The sequence below is a fragment of the Stenotrophomonas sp. 89682_Sma genome (assembly GCF_056481405.1).
Map to the genome: position 1 here is coordinate 3,736,920 of NZ_CM151147.1, position 20,519 is coordinate 3,757,438.

A 20,519-nucleotide genomic window follows, 5' to 3' on the forward strand; every position below is an offset into this window, starting at 1 on the left:
GCATCGTCTGCCGGAGGCAGTCGATCTTATTTCACCAGCTTGGCGATGGCAGCGCCCAGGTCGCCCGGCGAGCGGACGGTGACAACACCGGCAGCTTCCATGGCGGCGAACTTGCCTTCGGCAGTGCCCTTGCCGCCCGAGGCGATCGCACCGGCGTGGCCCATGCGCTTGCCGGCCGGAGCCGACGCACCGGCGATGAAACCGACGACCGGCTTCTTCACGTGGTTCTTGATGTACTCGGCGCCGGCTTCTTCGGCGTCGCCGCCGATTTCGCCAACCATGATGATGCCTTCGGTCTGCGGGTCTTCGTTGAACAGCTTCAGGCAGTCGACGAAGTTCAGGCCGTTGATCGGGTCACCACCGATGCCGATGCAGGTGGACTGGCCCAGGCCGACTTCGGTGGTCTGCTTGACCGCTTCATAGGTCAGGGTGCCCGAACGCGACACGATGCCGATCTTGCCCGGCTGGTGGATGTGGCCCGGCATGATGCCGATCTTGCACTCACCCGGAGTGATGACGCCCGGGCAGTTCGGCCCGATCAGCACGGTGTCCGGATGCGAGCGGGTCAGCACGTTCTTGACGCGCAGCATGTCCAGCACCGGGATGCCTTCGGTGATGCAGACGATGACCTTGATGCCGGCAGCAGCGGCTTCCAGGATCGCGTCAGCCGCGTACGGCGGCGGCACGTAGATGACCGAGGCATTGGCGCCGGTGCTCTGCACGGCGTCGGCAACAGTGTTGAAGACCGGCAGGTCGATATGGGTGGTGCCACCCTTGCCCGGGGTCACGCCGCCGACAACCTGGGTGCCGTACTCAATCATCTGAGTGGCGTGGAAGGTGCCCTGCTGGCCGGTGAAGCCCTGCACGATCACCTTGGTGTTCTTGTTGATCAAAACAGACATTGGAATTCCTTGGTGTCGGTATCAGGCGGCGTTCTTGACAGCTTCAACGATCTTCTTGGCGCCATCGTTGATGTTGTCAGCCGGGATGATGGCCATGCCGCTGTCACGCAGCAGCTGCTTGCCTTCTTCCACGTTGGTGCCTTCCAGGCGCACCACGACCGGAACCTTGACGCCCACTTCCTTCACGGCGGCGATGATGCCTTCGGCAATCATGTCGCAGCGGACGATGCCGCCGAAGATGTTGACGAAGATGCCTTCGACCTTGTCCGAGGACAGGATCAGCTTGAAGGCTTCGATGACGCGCTGCTTGTTGGCACCGCCGCCCACGTCCAGGAAGTTCGCCGGCTCGCCGCCGTTGAGCTTGATGACGTCCATGGTAGCCATGGCCAGGCCGGCGCCGTTGACCATGCAGCCGATGTTGCCGTCCATGGTGACGTAGTTGATGTCCAGCTCCGAAGCGATCACTTCGGTCGGATCTTCCTGGGTCTTGTCGCGCATGGCGACCAGGGCCTTCTGGCGGAACGCGGCGTTGTCGTCGCTGTCGAACTTGCCGTCCAGCGCGTACAGGTTGCCGTCGTCCAGGATGGCCAGCGGGTTGATTTCAACCAGGGCCAGGTCCTTTTCGTTGAACAGGCGGTACAGGTTCACCATGATGCTGGCGAACTGGCCGGCCTGCTTGGCGGTCAGGCCCAGCTTGAAGCCGAAATCACGGCCGTGGTAACCCTGCACGCCTTCGACGAAGTCGACGTTCAGCGAGTGGATCAGCTCCGGGGTTTCAGCAGCGACCTGCTCGATCTCCACGCCGCCTTCCGAAGAGGCGATGTAGGTGATGGTCTTGGTGCCACGGTCGACCAGCACCGACAGGTACAGTTCCTTGACGATCTCGCCGGCGGTGGTCACCAGCACCAGGTTGACCGGCAGTTCAACGCCTGCGGTCTGGTAGGTGGCCATCTTGGTGCCGAGCATCTTGGCCGCAGCGGCCTTCACGTCGTCGGTGGTCTTGCAGAACTTGACGCCGCCAGCCTTGCCGCGGCCGCCAGCGTGGATCTGCGCCTTGACCATCCAGGGGCCCTGGCCCAGGGAGTTGGCAGCGGCAACCGCTTCGTCCGGGGTCGCAGCGACCTTGCCGGCCGGGACCGGGATGCCGTACTCGGCAAGCAGTTGTTTTGACTGGTATTCGTGGAAATTCATGCGTCACCGTGGGAATAGGAACGACCGCACGCAATTCCTCAGGGCCCCGGCGGGGCGCCGGCATGGACCGCGGCGGGCCCACTATTGTGGCCGAGCCGGCGCCGGGGCGCAAAGAAGTCTGTACAAAACGCCGGACGCGGGCAGATTTCCACCGTCATTCAGGCAGTTGCGCCCGGGCCGGGGCTGGCCACCGGTATCCGCACCGGGCCAAATGCGCGATCCGGGCCACTTCGGCGGCGCCCGGCCGGGGGCCCTATACTGCCCTTCGCAAACGCGACGTGCCGGCCCGGCTTCAGGGGGCGCCGGCCAGGCCCGCCGCAGAGTCCAGACCCAGGCAGCCAGAAGGGGAGTTCCGGCGTGTCACCCAGTGCTTCATTGATCGACCGCATCGAATCGATTCCGCGGCGTGAACTGTATTTCTTCGCGCTGTACCGGGTGCTGATCGCTACGGTCATCGCCGCCCTGCTCTACAGCCCGTTGTCGGCCATGGTCGGCGAAGCCCATCACCCGCGGCTGGCCGACGTCGTTGCGGTCATCTACCTGGCCCTGTCGCTGCTGGCCCTGGCACTCGGCCGCAACGAACGCTGGCTGCGTCCGATCGTGGTCAGCGGCGTGCTGGTGGATATCGTGGCCGCCACCCTGCTGTCGCACGCCCTGCCCGGCGCCAGTGCCGGCATCTCGATGTCGCTGCTGTTCAACATCGCCGCCGCCGCCACCCTGCTGCCGCTCAGCCTTGGACTGGGCCTGGCGCTGGCCGCCAGCCTGGCCACCGGCGTCGAGTACACCTGGAAGCTGCTGGAAGGCGGCGACCCTACCCGCACCCTGGCCGAACTGGCGATGTTCGCCACCAGCTACCTGGCACTGGCCTTCATCAGCTACCAGGTGGGCAACCGCGCCCGCCGCAACCAGCAACTGGCCAACCAGCGCGGCGACGAAGTGGCCAACCTGTTCCAGATCAACGAGCTGATCATCCGCCGCATGCGCACCGGCGTGCTGGTGGTGGACGCCGACAACCGCATCACCCTGGCCAACGAAGCCGCCTCGATGCTGCTGGGCGACAACGACGGCAACGGCGAAAGCGGACGCCTGGACCTGGCCAGTGCCGCACCGGAACTGGCGCGCCGGCTGCAGCGCTGGCGCAATGGCTGGGCACAGGACGAACTGCCGCTGCAGCTCAACCCCGACCAGCCGGAAGTGCAGCCGCGCTTCGCCCGCCTGCTGGCCGGCAGCGACCTTGCGCTGGTGTTCCTGGATGATTCCAGCGTGGTCTCGCGCCGCGCCGAATCGCTCACTCTGTCGGCGATGGGCCGCTTCTCGGCCAGCCTGGCCCACGAGATCCGCAATCCGCTGGCGGCGATCAACTATGCCGTGCAGCTGCTGGAAGAAGGCACCGGTTTCAACGAAAGCGACCGCCGCCTGCTGCAGATCATCCGCCAGCAATGCCAGCGTACCAACGGCATCGTCGAGAGCGTGCTGGGGTTGGCACGGCGCGAACGCGCCACGCCCGAGAACGTGGACCTGGTCGCCTTCGTGCGCCGCTTCGTGCTGGAGTACAAGCAGGGCCAGACCCTGGAGACCGACAGCATCGAACCGATCATCAGCGACACATCGGTGATGGCCCAGGTCGACACCAAGCATCTCTACCAGGTGCTGACCGTGCTGGTGCACAACGCACTGAAGTACGGCCGCATCGGCCAGCAGCCGGCACGGGTGCGGCTGCGCGTGGCCCAGCACGAACGCAGCGCGGTGATCGACGTGATGGACCGTGGCCCGGGTATCCCCGAGAGCGTGGCCGCGCAGCTGTTCCGGCCCTTCTTCACCACGTCCGAGCATGGCACGGGGCTGGGCCTGTACATCGCGCGCGAGCTGTGCAGGGCCAACCAGGCCCGCCTGGACTACATCGCGGTGCCGGCCGGTGGCTCCTGCTTCCGTCTGGTGCTGCCCGGTCCACATACGCTGCTGCCCAGCTGATTCCCATTCTGTGCGTCAAACATTTGTCGCTTCCAGCCCCCTCGTTTATCTTTCACGCCCATGAATGAAACCCGCAGCGCCCTCGTCGTCGACGACGAACGCGACATCCGCGAACTGCTGGTGCTGACCCTCGGCCGCATGGGGCTGCGCATCAGTACCGCCGCCAACCTGGCCGAGGCACGTGAGCTGCTGGCCAGCAATCCGTACGACCTGTGCATCACCGACATGCGCCTGCCGGATGGCAACGGCATCGAGCTGGTCAGCGAGATCGCCCAGCACTACCCGCGCACGCCGGTCGCGATGATCACCGCGTTCGGCAGCATGGATCTGGCCGTGGAGGCGCTGAAGGCCGGCGCGTTCGATTTCGTCAGCAAGCCGGTGGACATCGCGGTGCTGCGCGGACTGGTCAAGCACGCGCTGGAACTCAACAACGCCGAGCGCCCGGCACCGGGCCCCAATGCCGAACAGGGCGGGCGCCTGCTTGGCCACTCACAGGCCATGGATGTACTGCGCACCACCATCGGCAAGGTCGCGCGCAGCCAGGCACCGGTCTACATCCTCGGCGAGTCGGGCGTCGGCAAGGAGCTGGTCGCACGCACCATCCATGCCCAGGGCGCGCGCGCGGCCGGCCCGTTCGTGCCGGTCAACTGCGGCGCCATTCCCGGCGAGCTGATGGAGAGCGAATTCTTCGGCCACCGCAAGGGCAGCTTCAGCGGCGCGCACGCCGACAAGCCCGGCCTGTTCCAGGCGGCGCACGGCGGCACCCTGTTCCTGGACGAAGTGGCTGAACTGCCACTGCAGATGCAGGTGAAGCTGCTGCGCGCGATCCAGGAAAAGTCGGTGCGCGCGGTGGGGGCGGCCAACGAGGAGCCGGTGGATGTCCGCATCCTCTCGGCCACGCACAAGGATCTGGCCGAGCTGGTCGAGGACGGACGCTTCCGCCACGACCTGTACTACCGCATCAACGTGATCGAACTGAAGGTGCCGCCGCTGCGCGAGCGCCGCCAGGACCTGCCCGAACTGGCCGCCGCCGTGCTGGCCCGCCTGGCCCGCAGCCACGGCCGTGCCACCCCGCTGCTGGCGCCCTCGGCGCTGGAAGCGCTGGCGCAGTATGCGTTCCCGGGCAATGTGCGCGAGCTGGAGAACATCCTGGAACGTGCGCTGGCCCTGGCCGAGGAAGACTGCATCGGCGCCGACGACCTGCGCCTGCCGCAGCACGCGCCGCGTACGCCGGGCAGTGCCGCGCCCGCCGAAGCCGTGGCCGACCTGCAGCCCGGCAGCGCCGCCCTGCCCTCCTACATCGAGCAGCTCGAGCGCAGCGCCATCCAGCGTGCGCTGGAAGAGAACCGCTGGAACAAGACCCGTACCGCCGCGCAGCTGGGTATCACCTTCCGTGCGCTGCGCTACAAGCTGAAGAAGCTGGGGATGGAGTAAGGACGGGGTCGAATCCCTTTCCCAAGGAAAGGGCTCTGACCCGGCGCGTACCACCGACCTGGTAGTGCCGGCCGCTGGCCGGCAACCTCATGCATCGCGTCATCCACGCATGGCGTGGATCTACCGCATCAATCCTTGGTGACGCGGTTGATCTCGGCCAGGCTGGTGATGCCCGCCGCGGCCTTCTTCAACGCCGACTGGCGCAGGTCATTCACCCCGATCTGCTGCGCCGCCTCGGCAATCTGCAGCGCATTGCCACCGGCCAGCACGATGGTGGCGATCTCATCGGTCATCGGCATGACCTGGTAGACGCCGGTCCGGCCCTTGTAGCCTTCGGTGCATTCATCGCAGCCCACGGCCTCGTACAGCTCGATGCCCGCATCCAGCTGCGCCTGGGTGAAGCCTTCGGCCAGCAGTGCATGTTCGGGCAGGCTGGACCGGCGCTTGCAGTTGCCGCACAGGCGGCGTGCCAGGCGCTGGGCGATCACCAGCGTCACCGAGCTGGTGATGTTGTACGGCGCGATGCCCATGTTCATCAGGCGCGCGATGGTCTGCGGCGCATCGTTGGTATGCAGCGTGGACAGCACCATGTGGCCGGTCTGCGCGGCCTTGATCGCGATCTCCGCCGTTTCCAGGTCGCGGATTTCGCCGACCATGATGATGTCCGGGTCCTGTCGCAGGAACGAGCGCAGCGCCGCGGCGAAGGTCATGCCGCGCTTGTTGTTCTGCTGCACCTGGTTGACGCCGGGCAGGCGGATTTCCACCGGGTCTTCGGCGGTGGAGATGTTGCGCGTCTCGTCGTTGAGGATGCCCAGCGCGGTATATAGCGACACCGTCTTGCCCGAACCGGTCGGACCGGTCACCAGCACCATGCCGTACGGCTTGTGGATGGCATCCAGGAACAGCTTCTGCTGGTCCGGCTCGTAACCCAGCTTGTCGATGCCCAGCTTGGCCGCGCTGCCATCGAGGATACGCAGCACCACCTTCTCGCCGAACAGGGTCGGCAGCGTGCTGACGCGGAAGTCGATCTGCTTGGTCTTGGACAGATTGAGCTTGATGCGGCCGTCCTGCGGGACGCGCTTCTCGGCGATGTCCAGCTGTGCCATCACCTTCAGGCGCGCGGCGATGCGCTGGTTCAACTTCACCGGTGCGCGCGCGACCATCTTCAGCAGGCCGTCGATGCGCAGGCGCACGCGGTAATCGTCTTCGTAGGGCTCGAAGTGGATGTCCGAGGCGCCCTTGCGGATCGCATCGACCAGCACCTTGTTGACGAACTTCACCACCGGGGTGTCGTCACCCTTGGCGTCGATGCCGGAATCGCCGCCGGTGGCGCCGAGATCCTCGTCGCCTGCCGCCACGTCCAGGTTGCCCATGCCCTCGTCGTCGCCCCCCAGCGCGTCGCCGATCGCGTCGTGGCTGGCATGCCACTGCTCCAGCGTGCGACGGATCTGGTCCTCGTCGACCAGGATCGGCTCGACCACCAGGTTGGTGTGGAACTTGATCTCGTCCAGCGAGTGGGTCGGGTTGCTGGTGCCGACGAACAGCCTGCCACCTCGCTTGAACAGCGGCAGCACGTTGTGCTTGCGCAGCAGCTCCTCGCTGACCAGGCTCATCGCGTTCTGGCTGGCGTCGAAGGTGGACACGTCGAACAGCGGCATGCCGAACTCGACCGCGTTGGCGGCGGCCAGCTGCGAGGCATTGACCAGCTTGTTCTGCGCGAACCACGTCGGCAGTGGCTGGCGGGCGGCCGCGGCCTTGGCCATGGCGTCGCGGGCGGTGGCCTCGTCCAGGGCCCCGTCCTGCACCAAGCGACGGGCCAGGCCGGTGATGCCGACAAGATTGGCGGTGGTGACAGCGTTCATATGAATCCTTGGCTCATGGGGTCATGCCATGCCGTACGCCTTGCACGGACACCGCACGGGGCAGCAGAACCCGCCGCGACCCAATGGCCACCGGCATCGCCAATCCATGAGCAACACTGCCTTGCCCGGCACTCCCGGCCCGGCAGGCATGATCCTGACTCCCCCGGGGATGATAGCCCCGTCAAGGGGCAGCCAGCATCCCATTGAAGCGCTGAAGTGTGATCAGCAGCCGGTCGGCCTATAGCGCGCTTCGAACGCACTGCCATCGCAGCTCCAGATGCCCTCGGCCGAGCGGCGCAGGATCAGGTCCTTACCGTCCAGCGCGCTGTGGCCCTTCAAGGTGCAGCTGATGTGACCGACGCCGGATTCACTGAGTTCGGCTTCGACGTTGGAGCAGTGGGCGTTCTGGGCGACACCGATGTAGTTCGGTGTGACCAGGCTGGCCGAACGGCCCTCATTGACAAGAATTTCGACCTTGGTCTTGCCCGGGGTGATGTCGGCCAATGCCGCGGTCAGTTGGGTGCGTACGACGTAAGGCTGGAACGCCACCGTCGCAATCGCCGCCAGAATGGCGATGATGGCCACCACGATCATCAGCTCGATGAGCGTAAAGCCTTTTTGTGTGTGCATGACTCCCCCTGTTGGTTCCAGCAATCCCCATTGCTGCGTACTGACCGGGATTCGCACTCCAGTCAGCACAAGGCCCGCCGAAGCGGGCCTTGTGTTTTCTCTGTTGAGAGCCGTGGAAGCATCAGCGCTACCACGCGACTCAGCTGAGCATATTTATTACTTGGTGCAACCCTTCGGAATGAACTTGTCGTCCATCACGGTCACTACGCAGGAGAAACCACCCGGGGTGGTGATCGCGCCGGTTGCGTCGGTCACGGTATCGGTATAGGTCAACGCCAAGGTAGAACCGGCACCGATGCGGGTGCCCGGGTCACGGATGGTGCAGGTCATGCCATCGTCGTCAACGGCGATGGTCGAGCAGGAGCCGGTGTTGTTGGCCTGGAAGCCAGCGGCGGCCAAGGTCGGCGCACGGCCGGCGCTCTTTTCCATCTCGAACTGGGTCTTGTGCGAGGCGAGGTCAGCCAGCGCAGCGGTGACCTTCGACTTGGCGGTGTAGTCCTGGTAGGCCGGCAGTGCAATGGCAGCCAGGATGGCGATGATCGCGACGACGATCATCAGTTCGATAAGGGTGAAGCCCTTCTGGTTCTTCATTGGTACATCCCCAAGATAGTGGTGGTTGAGTTCAGTGCACGGGATCGGACCGGACAGCGCCGGTTGAGCGGGCCCCATGCCCTGCGGGTGGATCAACGCAGGTTGCGTGCCAACCCCGGCACGCCTCCCCCTGGATTTCCCCGCGCCCATGATGGCAGCAATTTCGCGGATGGGAACCCCCCGCTTCCGAATCTGCGATGGACGCGGCAATGTGACGCAGTACGTCACCTTTGGTCGGCACCCGGCACGGAATCGCACGCTGGGCCGCCTGCCAACTGCCCATCCGCCCTTGAACCCGCTACCATCGATGGCTAGTTACCCGCCTGGGGATGGCGGGTCTTGGGGAGCCAACATGTCTGTCAGTCGCAGTGCGATCAAGAAAGAGCCGGTGGCGCGCGCCACCATGGAGCTGCAGCCGTTTGTCTGGGAGGGGACCGACAAGCGGGGCGTGAAGATGAAGGGCGAGCAGCTGGCCAAGAACGCCAACCTGCTGCGCGCCGAGCTGCGCCGCCAGGGCATCAACCCGGGCCAGGTCAAGCCCAAGTCGAAGCCGCTGTTCGGTGCCGCCGGCAGCCCGGTCAAGCCCAAGGACATCGCCTTCTTCAGCCGGCAGATGGCCACGATGATGAAATCCGGCGTGCCGATCGTGTCGGCGCTGGACATCATCGCCAGCGGGCACAAGAACCCGCGGATGAAGAAGCTGGTCGACACCATCCGCACCGACATCGAGGGCGGTTCCTCGATGTACGAGGCGGTCAGCAAGCACCCGGTGCAGTTCGACGAGCTGTACCGCAACCTGGTGCGGGCCGGCGAAGGCGCCGGCGTGCTGGAAACCGTGCTGGACACGGTGGCCACCTACAAGGAGAACATCGAAGCGCTGAAGGGCAAGATCAAGAAAGCGCTGTTCTACCCGATCATGGTGGTGGTGGTGGCGATGGTGGTCAGCGGCATCATGCTGGTGTTCGTGGTGCCGCAGTTCGAGGACGTGTTCAAGAGCTTCGGTGCCGAGCTGCCCGCCTTCACCCAGCTGGTGGTGAACCTGTCACGGTTCATGGTGTCGTGGTGGTGGCTGATGCTGCTCATCGCGATCGGTGCCGCGGTCGGCGCGATCATGGCCTACAAGCGCTCGCCGAAGATGCAGCATGCGATGGACCGGTTCGTGCTGAAGGTGCCGGTGATCGGGCAGATCATGCACAACAGTGCCATCGCCCGCTTCTCGCGCACCACCGCGGTCACCTTCAAGGCGGGCGTGCCGCTGGTGGAGGCGTTGGGCATCGTGGCCGGCGCCACCGGCAACACCGTGTACGAAGAGGCGGTGCTGCGCATGCGCGACGACGTCTCGGTGGGTTACCCGGTGAACATGTCGATGAAGCAGACCAACCTGTTCCCGCACATGGTCATCCAGATGACCGGCATCGGCGAAGAGGCCGGCGCGCTGGATGCCATGCTGTTCAAGGTGGCCGAGTACTATGAGCAGGAGGTCAACAATTCGGTGGATGCCCTGAGCAGCCTGCTGGAACCGATGATCATGGTGTTCATTGGTACCATTGTGGGCGGCATGGTGATTGCCATGTACCTTCCCATCTTCAAACTCGGCGCCGTCGTCGGATAACACATACATGGCTTTTCTCGACCAGCATCCTGGCCTCGGCTACCCCGCCGCGGCCGCCTTCGGACTGCTGCTGGGCAGTTTCCTGAACGTCGTCATCCTGCGCCTGCCCAAGCGGCTGGAATGGCAGTGGAAGCGCGATGCGCGCGAAGTCCTGGAGGAACCGGACTTCTATGAACCGCCCCCGCCGGGGATCGTGGTCGAGCCGTCGCACTGCCCGCACTGCAAGCACAAGCTGAGCTGGTACGAGAACATCCCGCTGTTCAGCTGGATCATCCAGGGCGGCAAGTGCCGCCACTGCAAGGCGCCGATCTCGCTGCAGTACCCGCTGGTGGAGGCGATGACCTCGCTGCTGGTGGTGGCCTGCGTCTGGCAGTTCGGCTTCGGCTGGCAGGGTTTCGGCGCCATCGTGCTGACCTGCTTCCTGATCGCGCTGTCCGGCATCGACCTGCGGACCCAGCTGCTGCCCGACCAGCTCACCCTGCCACTGATGTGGCTGGGGCTGATAGGCAGCATCGACAACCTCTACATGCCGGCCAAGCCCGCCCTGGTGGGCGCGGCGGTGGGCTACCTGTCGCTGTGGACGGTCTGGTGGCTGTTCAAGCAGCTGACCGGCAAGGAAGGCATGGGCCACGGCGATTTCAAGCTGCTGGCGGCCTTGGGCGCCTGGTGCGGCCTGAAGGGCATCCTGCCGATCATCCTGCTGTCCTCGGTGCTGGGCGCCATCATCGGCTCGATCTGGCTGTACAGCCGGGGCCGTGACCGCGCCACGCCGATTCCGTTCGGACCGTATCTGGCCATCGCCGGCTGGCTGTACTTCATGTGGGGTGCGCCGCTGGTGGAGCAGTACCTGGTGATGAGCGGGCTGCGCTGAGGGGAGTCCCCATGAGCCGCTACGTGGTTGGCCTGACCGGCGGCATCGCCGCCGGCAAGAGCGAGGTGACCCGGCGCTTCGAGGCGCTGGGCATCGTGGTGGCCGACGCCGACCTGGCCGCCCGGGCCGTGGTCGCCGCCGGCAGCCCGGCCCTGGCCCGTATCGCCGAGCGCTTCGGCGCCGACATGCTGCTGGCCGATGGCAGCCTGGACCGGGGCCGCCTGCGCGCCCACGTCTTCGCCGATCCGGCCGAGCGGACGGCGCTGGAAGCCATCACCCACCCGGCCATCCGCCTGCTGATGCAACAGCAGTGCGAGCAGGCTGAAAGCCCTTATGCGATTGCCGCCATTCCGCTGCTGACCGAGGTCGGTGGGCGAAAGGCCTACCCCTGGCTGGACCGGGTGCTGCTGGTGGATGCTCCGGAAGCCGTGCAGCACGCCCGCCTGATGCAGCGCGATGGCATCGACGCCGCACTGGCTGACCGGATGATCGCCGCCCAGGCCAGCCGCGCGCAGCGATTGGCACTGGCCGATGACGTGGTGGTCAATGATGGACGGCCGGAGGACCTGCAGGCGCAGGTGGAACAGCTGCATGCGCGGTATCTGGGGTTGGCCGGGGAGTGAGCCCTGGTTGCCGGCCAGCGGCCGGCACTACCGGAGCTCATCCACGCATGGCGTGGATCTACCGGGACGCATCCACGCATGGCGTGGATCTACCGGGACGCATCCACGCGTGGCGTGGATCTACTGTAGAGCCGAGCCCATGCTCGGCTTCGGAAAGCCAGGGCAGCCGAGCGCAGGCTCGGCTCTACACGAGGCAGGCGCTTACAAGGGCTTCGGCGAGAACGTCAGGGTGGCAATCACGCCGCGCTCGCCACCGGGGCGCACGCTCACCTGCCAGCCGTACAGGTCGCACAGACGGCTGACGATCGACAGGCCGATGCCGCCACCCTGCGAATGGCCGGCGTGCGTGCCGCGGTAGCCACGCTGGAACAGCTTGGCCGCATCTTCCTCGCTCAGGCCTGGGCCGCTGTCGGTAACCGATACCGAATTGGTGCCCACGAAGACGCGCACTTCGCCGTCCTGTGAGTACTTCACCGCGTTGCCGATCAGGTTGCCCAGCGCCACCGACAGCGCCGCCTCGGGTGCATCGATCACCAGGTTGCGCTCGCCTTCCAGCAGCAGCTCCAGCGGCTTGCCGCCCAGCTGCGCGCGGTGCGCATCCAGCAGCTGCTCGGCCACGCGCGCCACGTTGCTGGTGCCCTGCCCGCGCTCGTTGCGCGACAGCAGCAGCAATGCGCCGATCAGGTCGCTGCACTGCTGTTCGGCACGCTGGATGCGCTGCAGGCGCTGCAGCACCTTCTCGTCGAGGCCGGGCCGGGTCAGCAGCAGCTCGGTGGCACCGCGGATCACCGCCAGCGGCGTGCGCAGTTCATGGCTGACGTCTGCATTGAACTCGCGGTCGCGCTGCACCACTTCGGTCAGCCGCGAGGAATAATCGTCCAGCGCCTGTGCCAGCTGCCCCACCTCGTCATCGGGGAAGCGCGGCGCCAACGGCTCGGGATCACTGGTACCGCCACGGTACGCGCGCAGCCGCGCGGCCAGGTCCGACACCGGCTTCATCACCTTCGATGCCGACCACCAGCCCAGCACCAGCGACAGCACGCTGAACACCAGCACCGACAACACCAGCGCGCGGTTGAGCTGCTTGCCACCGCGCACGCTGTCGGTCATGTCATAGGCGAGGAAGAACCAGGCGTCGGGCGTCTTCCGCACGGCCAGCTTGTAGGAATAGGGTTCGCCGTGTTCGTCGCCGCTGACGCTGTGGATGCCATCGGAGAAGCCCGCCCACTGCGCGCGCTCTTCGCGCACCCGGTCGAACTTGTCCTTGGAATAGGCATACGCACGGATCTGCAGCACCGGCGCGTCCGGGTTGTGGCCCGGGTGTTCGTAGTAGCGCCGCGCGTACTCGTCGATGTTGCGGTTCATCAGCTCTTCCACCAGCTGGTTTTCCACGCGCAGGCGGGCCCAGTTGGTGGCGAACGCGAACAGTGTTGTCAGGCAGAAGCCCAACAACACGAACGAGACGATGATGCGGCTGCGCAGGCGCCGCCTGTATGGCGTGCGCCGGCGCTCCCCCTTGGTTGCCACGGAATCAGGCTTCCGGGGTGGCGATGCGGTATCCGATGCCATGGCGGGTCTGGATCAGCGGCACTTCAAACGGCTTGTCGACCACCGCACGCAGGCCATGGATATGCACGCGCAGCGAATCCGAGTCGGGCAGTTCCTCGCCCCACACGCGGGTTTCCAGCTCCTGGCGGGTCACCACCGCCGGCGCCGCTTCCATCAGCGCCTGCAGGATCTTCAGCGCGGTCGGGTTGAGCTGCAGCAGCTTGCCCTGGCGGCGCACTTCCAGCGTGTCCAGGTTGTACTCCAGATCACCGGTTTCCAGCACGCGGGTCTGCACGCCCTTGCCGCGGCGCGACAGGGCGTTCAGACGCACTTCCACTTCCTGCAGCGCGAACGGCTTGATCAGGTAGTCATCGGCACCGGAATCGAAGCCGGCCAGCTTGTTGTCCAGCGAATCGCGGGCCGTCAGCATCAGCACCGGAGTCTGCTTGCGCGCCTCGTTGCGCAGCTTGCGGCAGACTTCGATGCCGTCCATGCCTGGCAGGTTGAGATCCAGCACGATCGCGTCGAACTCGTGCACCACGGCCAGATGCAGGCCGGTGACCCCGTCAGCCGCGAAGTCCACCGTATGCCCCCGGTCCTCCAGATAGTCGCCCAGGTTGGCCGCAATGTCGCTGTTGTCTTCGATTACCAGGATTCTCACTGTCACCTCTAATTGACTGTACTGCCGGCGCGCATGACCTGCCTCATGTCCTGCTGAGCCCGTTCCTTCTGCCGAGCGCGCTCGGCAACGGTCATGCACTGCGTCGTGGTCCGATTGGAACCGATGGGCTTTTCACGTTGGCATATTAGACGACTATCTTCACGCGCCTGTGTCAAAACCGTGTTCACGACCTGCTGATCGTTGAAGACCTGGGTTTGCACCGGTTCAGGCATGGAATCGCGTGCCGGATACTGCTCCACCGCCGCCCGCATGCGTGCCAGGGCGTCGTTGACGCGGGTGCGCTCATCCTGCTTGAGTTCCGAATAGGTTTCGCCGTCCTTGAGCTCCACCTCGATACGCGCGATCTGCTGCTGCAGCGGCTGACCGGGCACGAACACATCCTTGCCCCTGGATGCCGATGCGGTACTGACCAGGGCCAATCCTGACAACAGGACGGCCGACATCAAAGCCTGTTTCATGGCAAACAAATCCTTGTCTGTGGCGAATCCCGACTCTATTCGCACCGCCTTCACGCCAGCAAGTGCCAATGGTCGGGCCGCAGGGGCGCTAGCGCGAAGTTTCCGGATTCAAGTTGTTGAAGGTGCGCTGGTCATTCAACAGCGCCTTGCCCTTCTCCGCGATCCGGCGCCGTTCGGCCACCGTCAGGCAGCGGCTTTTGGGCATGTTGCTGCCGGTGGTGCGCGTGTACTGGCAGACCTGCCGGCTGTCATCGTGGGCGCGGGTCAGCAGCGTATTGATGCGCTCCTGGTCGTTGAAGACCTCACCCTGCACCTGCGGCGGCAGGTCCTGCAGGCTCTGGCGGTCACCCATCCGCGCGGTGATCCGGGCCAGTGCCTGGCGCACCTCGCTGCGGTCATCAGCGGAAATCTCGCTGTAATCGCCATCATCCAAGGCCTTTTCGACCTGGCGCACCTGCTCGGCCACCGGCGACTGCCGGTCCATCTGCACAACGGATTTCTCCGGCTTGGCCGCAGCAGATCCGGCCAGGCCCAGCAACAACGCGATCATCGTGATGCGGTACATCGCCAGCCTCCGATCCATCCAGGAACGATGGGGGCCACTCTACGGCCGTCACGCTGCCTCCACAAGGGACACCGGGCAGGCATAAAAAAGACCCAGGCGGTGCCCCCGCCTGGGTCTGAAGTTGTATCCCGATACCGATCCTGCTGAGAGGCAGAGCTGCGGTTCGCTGAAGCCTACGCGCGGGCCGATTAAAGGCTTGTTAAAGCCGGCCTCATCCGCCCATGAGAATTTCAAGCAACTGAAATTTCAAGGTTTTTTCAGCTTCTCGACGTGCTCGATGATGCGCGTGGCCACGTCCACCCCGCAGGCAGCCTCGATCCCTTCCAGCCCCGGCGTGGAGTTGACCTCCAGCACCAGCGGGCCGCGCGCGGAGCGGATCAGGTCCACCCCGCACACCGACAGGCCCAGCGCCTTGGCCGACCGCACCGCCACCTGCTGCTCGGCACGGCTTGCCTTGGCCGCCACCGCCGTACCCCCGGCATGCAGGTTGGAGCGGAAGTCACCTTCCGGCGCCTGACGCTGCATCGAAGCCACCACCTGGTCACCGACCACGAAGCAGCGCAGGTCGGCCCCCTTGGCTTCGCCGATGAACTCCTGCATCAGGAAATTGGCATACAACCCGCGCAGGGCCTCGACAATGCCGCGCGAGGCGCTGGCCTTCTCGGTCAGGATCACGCCCCGCCCCTGGGTACCTTCGTTGAGCTTCACCACATGCGGCGGCGGGCCCAGCATGGACAACAGGTCGACGGTGTCGTCGGGGTTGTCGCCGAACACGGTGACCGGCATGTCGATGCCCTTGGCCGCCAGCAGCTGGTGCGCACGCAGCTTGTCGCGCGAACGCAGGATCGCGTCGGACGGATTCGGAGTACGTGCGCCCATCAGTTCGAACTGGCGCAGTACTGCGGTTCCGTAGCGGGTGATCGAGGCACCGATGCGCGGGATGACCATGTCCACGCCGGTCATCGGCCGGCCCTTGTAGTGCATCGAGAAGCCATCGGCGGCGATGCGCATGTAGCAGCGCAGCGGGTCCAGGATGCGAACGGTGTGGCCGCGCGCGCGCGCCGCCTCGACCAGCCGGCGGGTGGAGTACAGGGAGCTGTTGCGGGACAGGATGGCGAGCTTCATCGCGGCAGGATCGGGCGGCAGGCGCGCAGCATAGCGCGGGCGTGTGGCGGGTGGATGATGCCGCGCGGCGTGCGCGACCTGGCGCTGATCCTGCGCCGCTACGAGATGGACTTCCTGCGGCAGATACAGGCGGGACACGAAGTGCGCATCGAGACCCGGATCGAGAGCATCGACCGCTCCTCGCTGTCGATCGTGCAGCAGGCGTTCCAGTTCGAACCCCTGGTGGCCAGCGGGCGTTGCGTGATGGTGCACTTCGACTACACGACCAACGCCTCGCGCGAGATCGATGCCGAGCAGCGCCAGGCGTTGTCGGTGCTGTTCACCGAGGAACATGCGCAGTCGTTGCGGGGAACGAGCGCGCGCGCCGCCGAGGCCTGATCAGCGCGAGGGAAGGCGCAGCCTGAAGCGCCCATCCCGGGCGCGCAGCGCCAACCCGGTTTCGCGCCATTCCACAGGCAGCTCCAAGGCTGCGTGGGGCGTGGGGTAACGATGGACGGCATCGGACTCCCAGCGTTCCTCATAGGCTTCGCACTGGAGTGTGCCGTCGTCGTCAACGTCGATCACATTGATCCAGGCCACGCTCCGGTCCTTGCCGAAGCCCCCCATCGCATGACGGGCAAAGGCCTGCCAACGCCCCTGCCAGCAGGCGAGCCATACGCCCTCGATGGGTCGCAGGTTTTCATCAAGCACACTGCCGGCCACCACCACGCAGCGTCCCGACGGGCTCGCGATCACCGTCTCCAGATCACAGGCGTGGCGACCACTGAAGGCCTCGTCAAGGTAGAGGGAATACGGGCAGATGCACGCGAACAGCGCCGGATGCGCGGTCACGCGCAGATCCTCGGGAAGCAGCGGGACCGCGCGCAGCACCCGGGCATCAGGCAGGACGTGCCTCAGCTCCTGCGGCACTCCGGCGGCCAGCGCCGGATGTCCGTGCTCCAGCCATAGGCCTCGGCAGGGATGCAGCTGGGTCACGCCGCCGGGCTGGCTGCGCAGCCATGACTCCGCCCCGGCGTCCCCATCGGACTGCTGGCGCTCGATCAGCTGCTGCCGGAACAGGCCGGGAGCAACCGCAAGCACGTGCACCGCCTTGCGGCGCTCGTCGTAGACGAACACTGCTTCGCATCGATCAACGTACCCGCTGGCCAGGCGCAGCGCGCCTCCCGGCAGGTCCAGCCATTCACCGCTGGCATCACGACTGCCTCCAGTGGATACGCCTTCGACGATGGCGCCATCGCGCAGCATCTGCGTGCTGTACGCCGGCCCGCCCATGCCCAGCTCGCCCCAATCCAACAGCACATCATGTGCGGGCGGCCGATCGGCAAAGGGCTTCATCGATCGCGAGCGCAGGCGTGAACCGCCCACCGCATCGCCGACCAGATCGATGCGCTGCAACGCGCCCCCCAGCGCAAGGCACACGACAAGGCCGACAAGCACGCCCCAAGGTGACCACCAGGCCACGCAGACGGCGACCCAGGCCAGGAACGGCAACCACTGGGTGTAGCGCCTGACGGCGCTTCGATCAACCGACATGCGGATGAGAGGGACGCAGTTGAGAACCGTCCACGACTTCAACGCCGATCTGATCGATTGCGCCCGGTGCGGGTTCAAGCATCCTGCACTCCAGGAACTGCACCGAATCGATTCTCTTCCTCGCTCCCGGGAAGCAGCATGACCGGAAAGAGCACGAACACCCCCAACGGAATGAACGCGATCACGGTGTACCAGCCTGACTCGTCGATATCGTGCAATCTCCGCACGGTCAGGGCCAGCATCGGAGGCAGGAAGACGATGACAGCGCAGACGGTCATGACCCATCCCAGCTTCCACAGGATCTCTGACGTTTCCCAATCGAACGACAGGTAGCCGACCAGCCAGTAACCGCGATCCATCACGCTGTAGCTCACCGCTATCACGAACCCGGCAAGCAGCGAATACGACCAGAACTCCCTCCGGTCGGATCGCCCGGAAAAATCAAAGCATCGCCTGATGGGCACAAGTGCAGCGATCATTCACGCTCCGGGCAACGGATGATGGGCGTCAACAGCTAACGATCTTTTAGCATTCCGAAGCCAAGCATCAACTGAACCCTGCAGCCTGACCAAGCCCGGAAGGCCACAGCGGCTGCGGCAGGGGAATTCCTGTCCTGCCGGCTCCGCGCCAGGGTGCATTCGGACACGGTCGATCCGGCCAAGGGATGTTTGCGAAGCGAGCGCCCAGCCCAAGCCTTCACCGGCCATCTCGACCGGGATCCATGCACGGAAAAGCGGGGTTCGGATATCGCGGAGCGTCTGCCAGATGCAGACCGCTGGAAACATGGAGCGGGCGATGGGAATCGAACCCACGTCAGTAGCTTGGGAAGCTACAGCTCTACCATTGAGCTACGCCCGCGTTGCGGTGGAAAGTCTATGCGCTGGGCACCGTGTTGCGCAATGGTGCCCAGCGCATCAGCCCGGGGTCAAAGCCCTCTCGTTGCCGAGAGGGCCGACCCGGCCTGGTTTCTGCTTAGAAGCTGCCGCTGAAGTTGGCGAACAGCGTTGCGTCCTGGGCACGTTTCTGTCCGGCCGAAGCGCTCAGGCCGAAGTTGCTCTGCAGCCCGAACAGTTCGGTGCGGGCACCCAGCACGACGGTCGCGTAGTCCTTGTCGAACTTCAGGCCCGGCACACGGTAGCTGCCCAGTTCCGGCAGGGTCTGCAGCCACGCGCTGCCCTGCTTGGTGTCTTCGAACTCATGGTCGTAGGTCAGCTGCGCGTACGGCTTGAGGGTGCCGCCATCGAAGCGGGCCTGCCAGCCGATGCGGCCAACGGTCGAATCAACGTTTTGGCGGTCGTAACCCAGCGCGGTGGCCAGGGTGCCGGCCGCAGCGCTTTCGGTGTAACCATCGATCTTCACCTTCTGCCAGATCACCGAAGCGATCGGACCGTGGCGGAAGCCGCCTTCGGTGCCGAACTCGTAACCGGCGTTCAGGGCGGCGGTCAGGTTGCTGCCGTCCGGCGAACCACCGTGCTCGCGGGTGGCCGGGCCCAGCTGGACCTTGCGGTTCACGTCGTACGACAGCCAGGTGTAGCTGACCTGGCCGTTCACCCAGATGCGATCGCCGTACCAGCCGGCGAACAGACCGGCGGTGGTGTCCTTCTGGGTGAAGTCGCCCCGGCTGTTGCCGAAGTCGGCGTTGAGGCGGCCGAAGCCGGCGAAGCCGCCGACCACCATGCCGTCGCGCGCCCAGTCGATGCCGAACAGGCCGGCCGGCGCCAGGCCGTCGTACAGATCCGCATGGTCGTAGCGCTGCAGGTCACCGCGCACGCCACCCCACCAGGACAGGCCGTCGGCCGGACGACCGCCCAGGTGCATGCTGACCTGATCGGCACGCGAACGACCGATGGTCTGTGCCGAGTGGCTCAGCACCTGCTGCAGGCGCGGGGCTTCCAGCACCGAGACCGCGTACTGGCCCAGCAGCTGGTGGCCCGCCGTGGTCGGATGCACGCCATCGGCGAACAGATAGGTGTTGGCCGCATCCGGGCTGACGTAGCTGGTCGGATTGCAGCCGATGATGCTTGCAGTGGCGTTGTTCGGATCGATCTTGCAGGCGGTGCTGGTGACGTTGGTGAAGCCGTACATCGACGGGTTGGCGGTTACCTCACGCAGGATGCTGAAGGTATCAAGCGGGATGAACTCGATGCCGGCCTGCTTCAGGCCACCGTACAGGGCCTTGTTGTAGCCGGCCGACAGTGCGGTGGCGGCGGCGGCATTGGGACCACGGAACTGCGGAGTGATGCCCACGTCCGGCAGGTTCGGAACCAGCACGTACTGGGCGCCGGCCTGCTTCAGTGCCCCCACCAGTGCGATCTGGTCCGTGACCGCCGCGCCGATGATGCCCTGCACCTGGGCCTGGGACGCGCCGCCTGCCGCCGCACGGGTGGCCGCGAACAGATCGTTGGCGCCTCCCCATACGGTATAGAGGGCGCTTGCGTCAGCCTTGCCGCCATTTGCGGCAAGGTAACGGGCAGCCTGCGACTTCAGCGACGGAATGGCACCCAGGCCACCCGCTTCATCGACCGATACGCGGGCGCCACCGACAGCATAGTTGTCACCCTTCTGGCCGTTGCCGTTGGCACCGCCGTTGAGGCCGTAGTAATTGGCAACCTGCTGCGACCACACCCAGCCCGGGTTGGTGGTGAACTGGCCGGTGACCGGCTGCACGCCCGGATCGAGCAACGGGCGGAAATAGCCGGCATCGGTGAGGCTGTCACCGAAGAACACGGCCTTGGAATACGGGGATTCGCCTGCCATGGCCGGAAGCGCGGCCAGCGCGATCGCGGCCGCCATCAGGGAGCGGATCGGGTGTTTGCTGAGCTGCATGTAAGGAACTCCTGTGGGGAAATCATTGGGGATCCGGCGGACGTACGCCGGCGCACGGTGAATGGTTTCACTGCGCTGCGTTTTGCTCACGCTGC

The 20,519-nt window shown here is 65.6% G+C and carries 19 protein-coding genes and 1 tRNA gene; 6 read left to right on the plus strand and 14 right to left on the minus strand.

Annotation, left to right across the window (positions count from 1 at the left end; genetic code table 11):
• Positions 1 to 26: 26 nt before the first annotated feature.
• Positions 27 to 902, minus strand: a complete 876-nt coding sequence (sucD, locus tag ACZK29_RS17305; RefSeq protein ID WP_005410793.1) for a succinate--CoA ligase subunit alpha — start codon at positions 900 to 902, stop codon at positions 27 to 29.
• A 21-nt stretch (positions 903 to 923) separates the two neighbouring features.
• Positions 924 to 2,093 carry an ADP-forming succinate--CoA ligase subunit beta gene (gene sucC / locus ACZK29_RS17310; RefSeq protein WP_004154430.1) on the minus strand — a complete coding sequence of 390 codons (1,170 nt, stop codon included), beginning with the start codon at positions 2,091 to 2,093 and terminating at the stop codon, positions 924 to 926.
• Positions 2,094 to 2,450: 357 nt separating this feature from the next.
• On the opposite strand from sucC, the gene ACZK29_RS17315 reads away from it, so the two are divergent.
• Both ACZK29_RS17315 and ACZK29_RS17320 read left to right on the plus strand, forming a co-directional pair.
• A complete protein-coding gene (locus ACZK29_RS17315; RefSeq protein WP_049427898.1) occupies positions 2,451 to 4,064 on the plus strand; it encodes a sensor histidine kinase in 1,614 nt (537 codons plus the stop codon).
• 60 nt (positions 4,065 to 4,124) lie between these two features.
• A complete protein-coding gene (locus ACZK29_RS17320; RefSeq protein ID WP_111204576.1) occupies positions 4,125 to 5,498 on the plus strand; it encodes a sigma-54-dependent transcriptional regulator in 1,374 nt (457 codons plus the stop codon).
• Between the two features lie 128 nt (positions 5,499 to 5,626).
• Here the strand turns inward: ACZK29_RS17320 and pilB are convergent, their stop codons facing one another.
• The 3 genes from pilB to ACZK29_RS17335 form a co-directional block, all read right to left on the minus strand.
• Positions 5,627 to 7,360 (minus strand): type IV-A pilus assembly ATPase PilB, encoded by a 1,734-nt coding sequence (gene pilB, locus ACZK29_RS17325; protein ID WP_111204575.1) that lies wholly within the window; start codon positions 7,358 to 7,360, stop codon positions 5,627 to 5,629.
• A gap of 222 nt (positions 7,361 to 7,582) precedes the next feature.
• Entirely contained in the window at positions 7,583 to 7,990 is a 408-nt protein-coding gene (locus ACZK29_RS17330) for a pilin (protein ID WP_443028528.1), read from the minus strand.
• 156 nt (positions 7,991 to 8,146) lie between these two features.
• Positions 8,147 to 8,581, minus strand: coding sequence for a pilin (locus tag ACZK29_RS17335; protein WP_059035220.1), 435 nt, complete (start codon positions 8,579 to 8,581; stop codon positions 8,147 to 8,149).
• A gap of 352 nt (positions 8,582 to 8,933) precedes the next feature.
• Between ACZK29_RS17335 and ACZK29_RS17340 the strand changes: the two genes are divergently transcribed.
• The 3 genes from ACZK29_RS17340 to coaE are packed head-to-tail and all read left to right on the plus strand — an operon-like array spanning position 8,934 to position 11,687.
• A complete protein-coding gene (locus tag ACZK29_RS17340) occupies positions 8,934 to 10,193 on the plus strand; it encodes a type II secretion system F family protein (RefSeq protein WP_059035222.1) in 1,260 nt (419 codons plus the stop codon).
• 7 nt (positions 10,194 to 10,200) lie between these two features.
• Entirely contained in the window at positions 10,201 to 11,064 is an 864-nt protein-coding gene (locus tag ACZK29_RS17345; RefSeq protein WP_478446291.1) for a prepilin peptidase, read from the plus strand.
• An 11-nt stretch (positions 11,065 to 11,075) separates the two neighbouring features.
• The gene (gene coaE / locus ACZK29_RS17350) at positions 11,076 to 11,687 is read left to right on the plus strand and encodes a dephospho-CoA kinase (RefSeq protein ID WP_111204572.1); all 612 of its coding nucleotides are present in this window, start codon (positions 11,076 to 11,078) and stop codon (positions 11,685 to 11,687) included.
• 201 nt (positions 11,688 to 11,888) lie between these two features.
• Here the strand turns inward: coaE and ACZK29_RS17355 are convergent, their stop codons facing one another.
• The 5 genes from ACZK29_RS17355 to rimK form a co-directional block, all read right to left on the minus strand.
• Positions 11,889 to 13,256, minus strand: coding sequence for a sensor histidine kinase (locus ACZK29_RS17355; RefSeq protein ID WP_111110857.1), 1,368 nt, complete (start codon positions 13,254 to 13,256; stop codon positions 11,889 to 11,891).
• Positions 13,219 to 13,896 carry a response regulator transcription factor gene (locus ACZK29_RS17360; RefSeq protein WP_005410804.1) on the minus strand — a complete coding sequence of 226 codons (678 nt, stop codon included), beginning with the start codon at positions 13,894 to 13,896 and terminating at the stop codon, positions 13,219 to 13,221. Before ACZK29_RS17360 ends, ACZK29_RS17355 begins: the two co-directional genes overlap by 38 nt.
• 8 nt (positions 13,897 to 13,904) lie before the next feature.
• A complete protein-coding gene (locus ACZK29_RS17365) occupies positions 13,905 to 14,375 on the minus strand; it encodes a hypothetical protein (RefSeq protein ID WP_005410805.1) in 471 nt (156 codons plus the stop codon).
• Positions 14,376 to 14,463: 88 nt separating this feature from the next.
• The gene (locus ACZK29_RS17370; RefSeq protein WP_106549564.1) at positions 14,464 to 14,940 is read right to left on the minus strand and encodes a hypothetical protein; all 477 of its coding nucleotides are present in this window, start codon (positions 14,938 to 14,940) and stop codon (positions 14,464 to 14,466) included.
• 246 nt (positions 14,941 to 15,186) lie between these two features.
• A complete protein-coding gene (rimK, locus tag ACZK29_RS17375; RefSeq protein WP_005410807.1) occupies positions 15,187 to 16,065 on the minus strand; it encodes a 30S ribosomal protein S6--L-glutamate ligase in 879 nt (292 codons plus the stop codon).
• 54 nt (positions 16,066 to 16,119) lie between these two features.
• On the opposite strand from rimK, the gene ACZK29_RS17380 reads away from it, so the two are divergent.
• Complete coding sequence (locus ACZK29_RS17380) at positions 16,120 to 16,443, plus strand: acyl-CoA thioesterase (protein ID WP_258392076.1); 324 nt, start codon at positions 16,120 to 16,122, stop codon at positions 16,441 to 16,443.
• On the opposite strand, the gene ACZK29_RS17385 is transcribed toward ACZK29_RS17380, so the two are convergent.
• The 4 genes from ACZK29_RS17385 to ACZK29_RS17400 all read right to left on the minus strand — a co-directional run bounded on the left by ACZK29_RS17385 (position 16,444) and on the right by ACZK29_RS17400 (position 20,424).
• On the minus strand, positions 16,444 to 17,598 hold the full coding sequence (locus tag ACZK29_RS17385; RefSeq protein WP_478447096.1) for a hypothetical protein: 1,155 nt from the start codon (positions 17,596 to 17,598) through the stop codon (positions 16,444 to 16,446).
• Between the two features lie 74 nt (positions 17,599 to 17,672).
• On the minus strand, positions 17,673 to 18,077 hold the full coding sequence (locus ACZK29_RS17390; RefSeq protein ID WP_106549560.1) for a DUF805 domain-containing protein: 405 nt from the start codon (positions 18,075 to 18,077) through the stop codon (positions 17,673 to 17,675).
• Between the two features lie 305 nt (positions 18,078 to 18,382).
• A tRNA-Gly gene (locus ACZK29_RS17395) sits at positions 18,383 to 18,456 on the minus strand.
• 114 nt (positions 18,457 to 18,570) lie between these two features.
• Positions 18,571 to 20,424, minus strand: a complete 1,854-nt coding sequence (locus tag ACZK29_RS17400; RefSeq protein WP_111204570.1) for an autotransporter outer membrane beta-barrel domain-containing protein — start codon at positions 20,422 to 20,424, stop codon at positions 18,571 to 18,573.
• Positions 20,425 to 20,519: the final 95 nt, after the last annotated feature.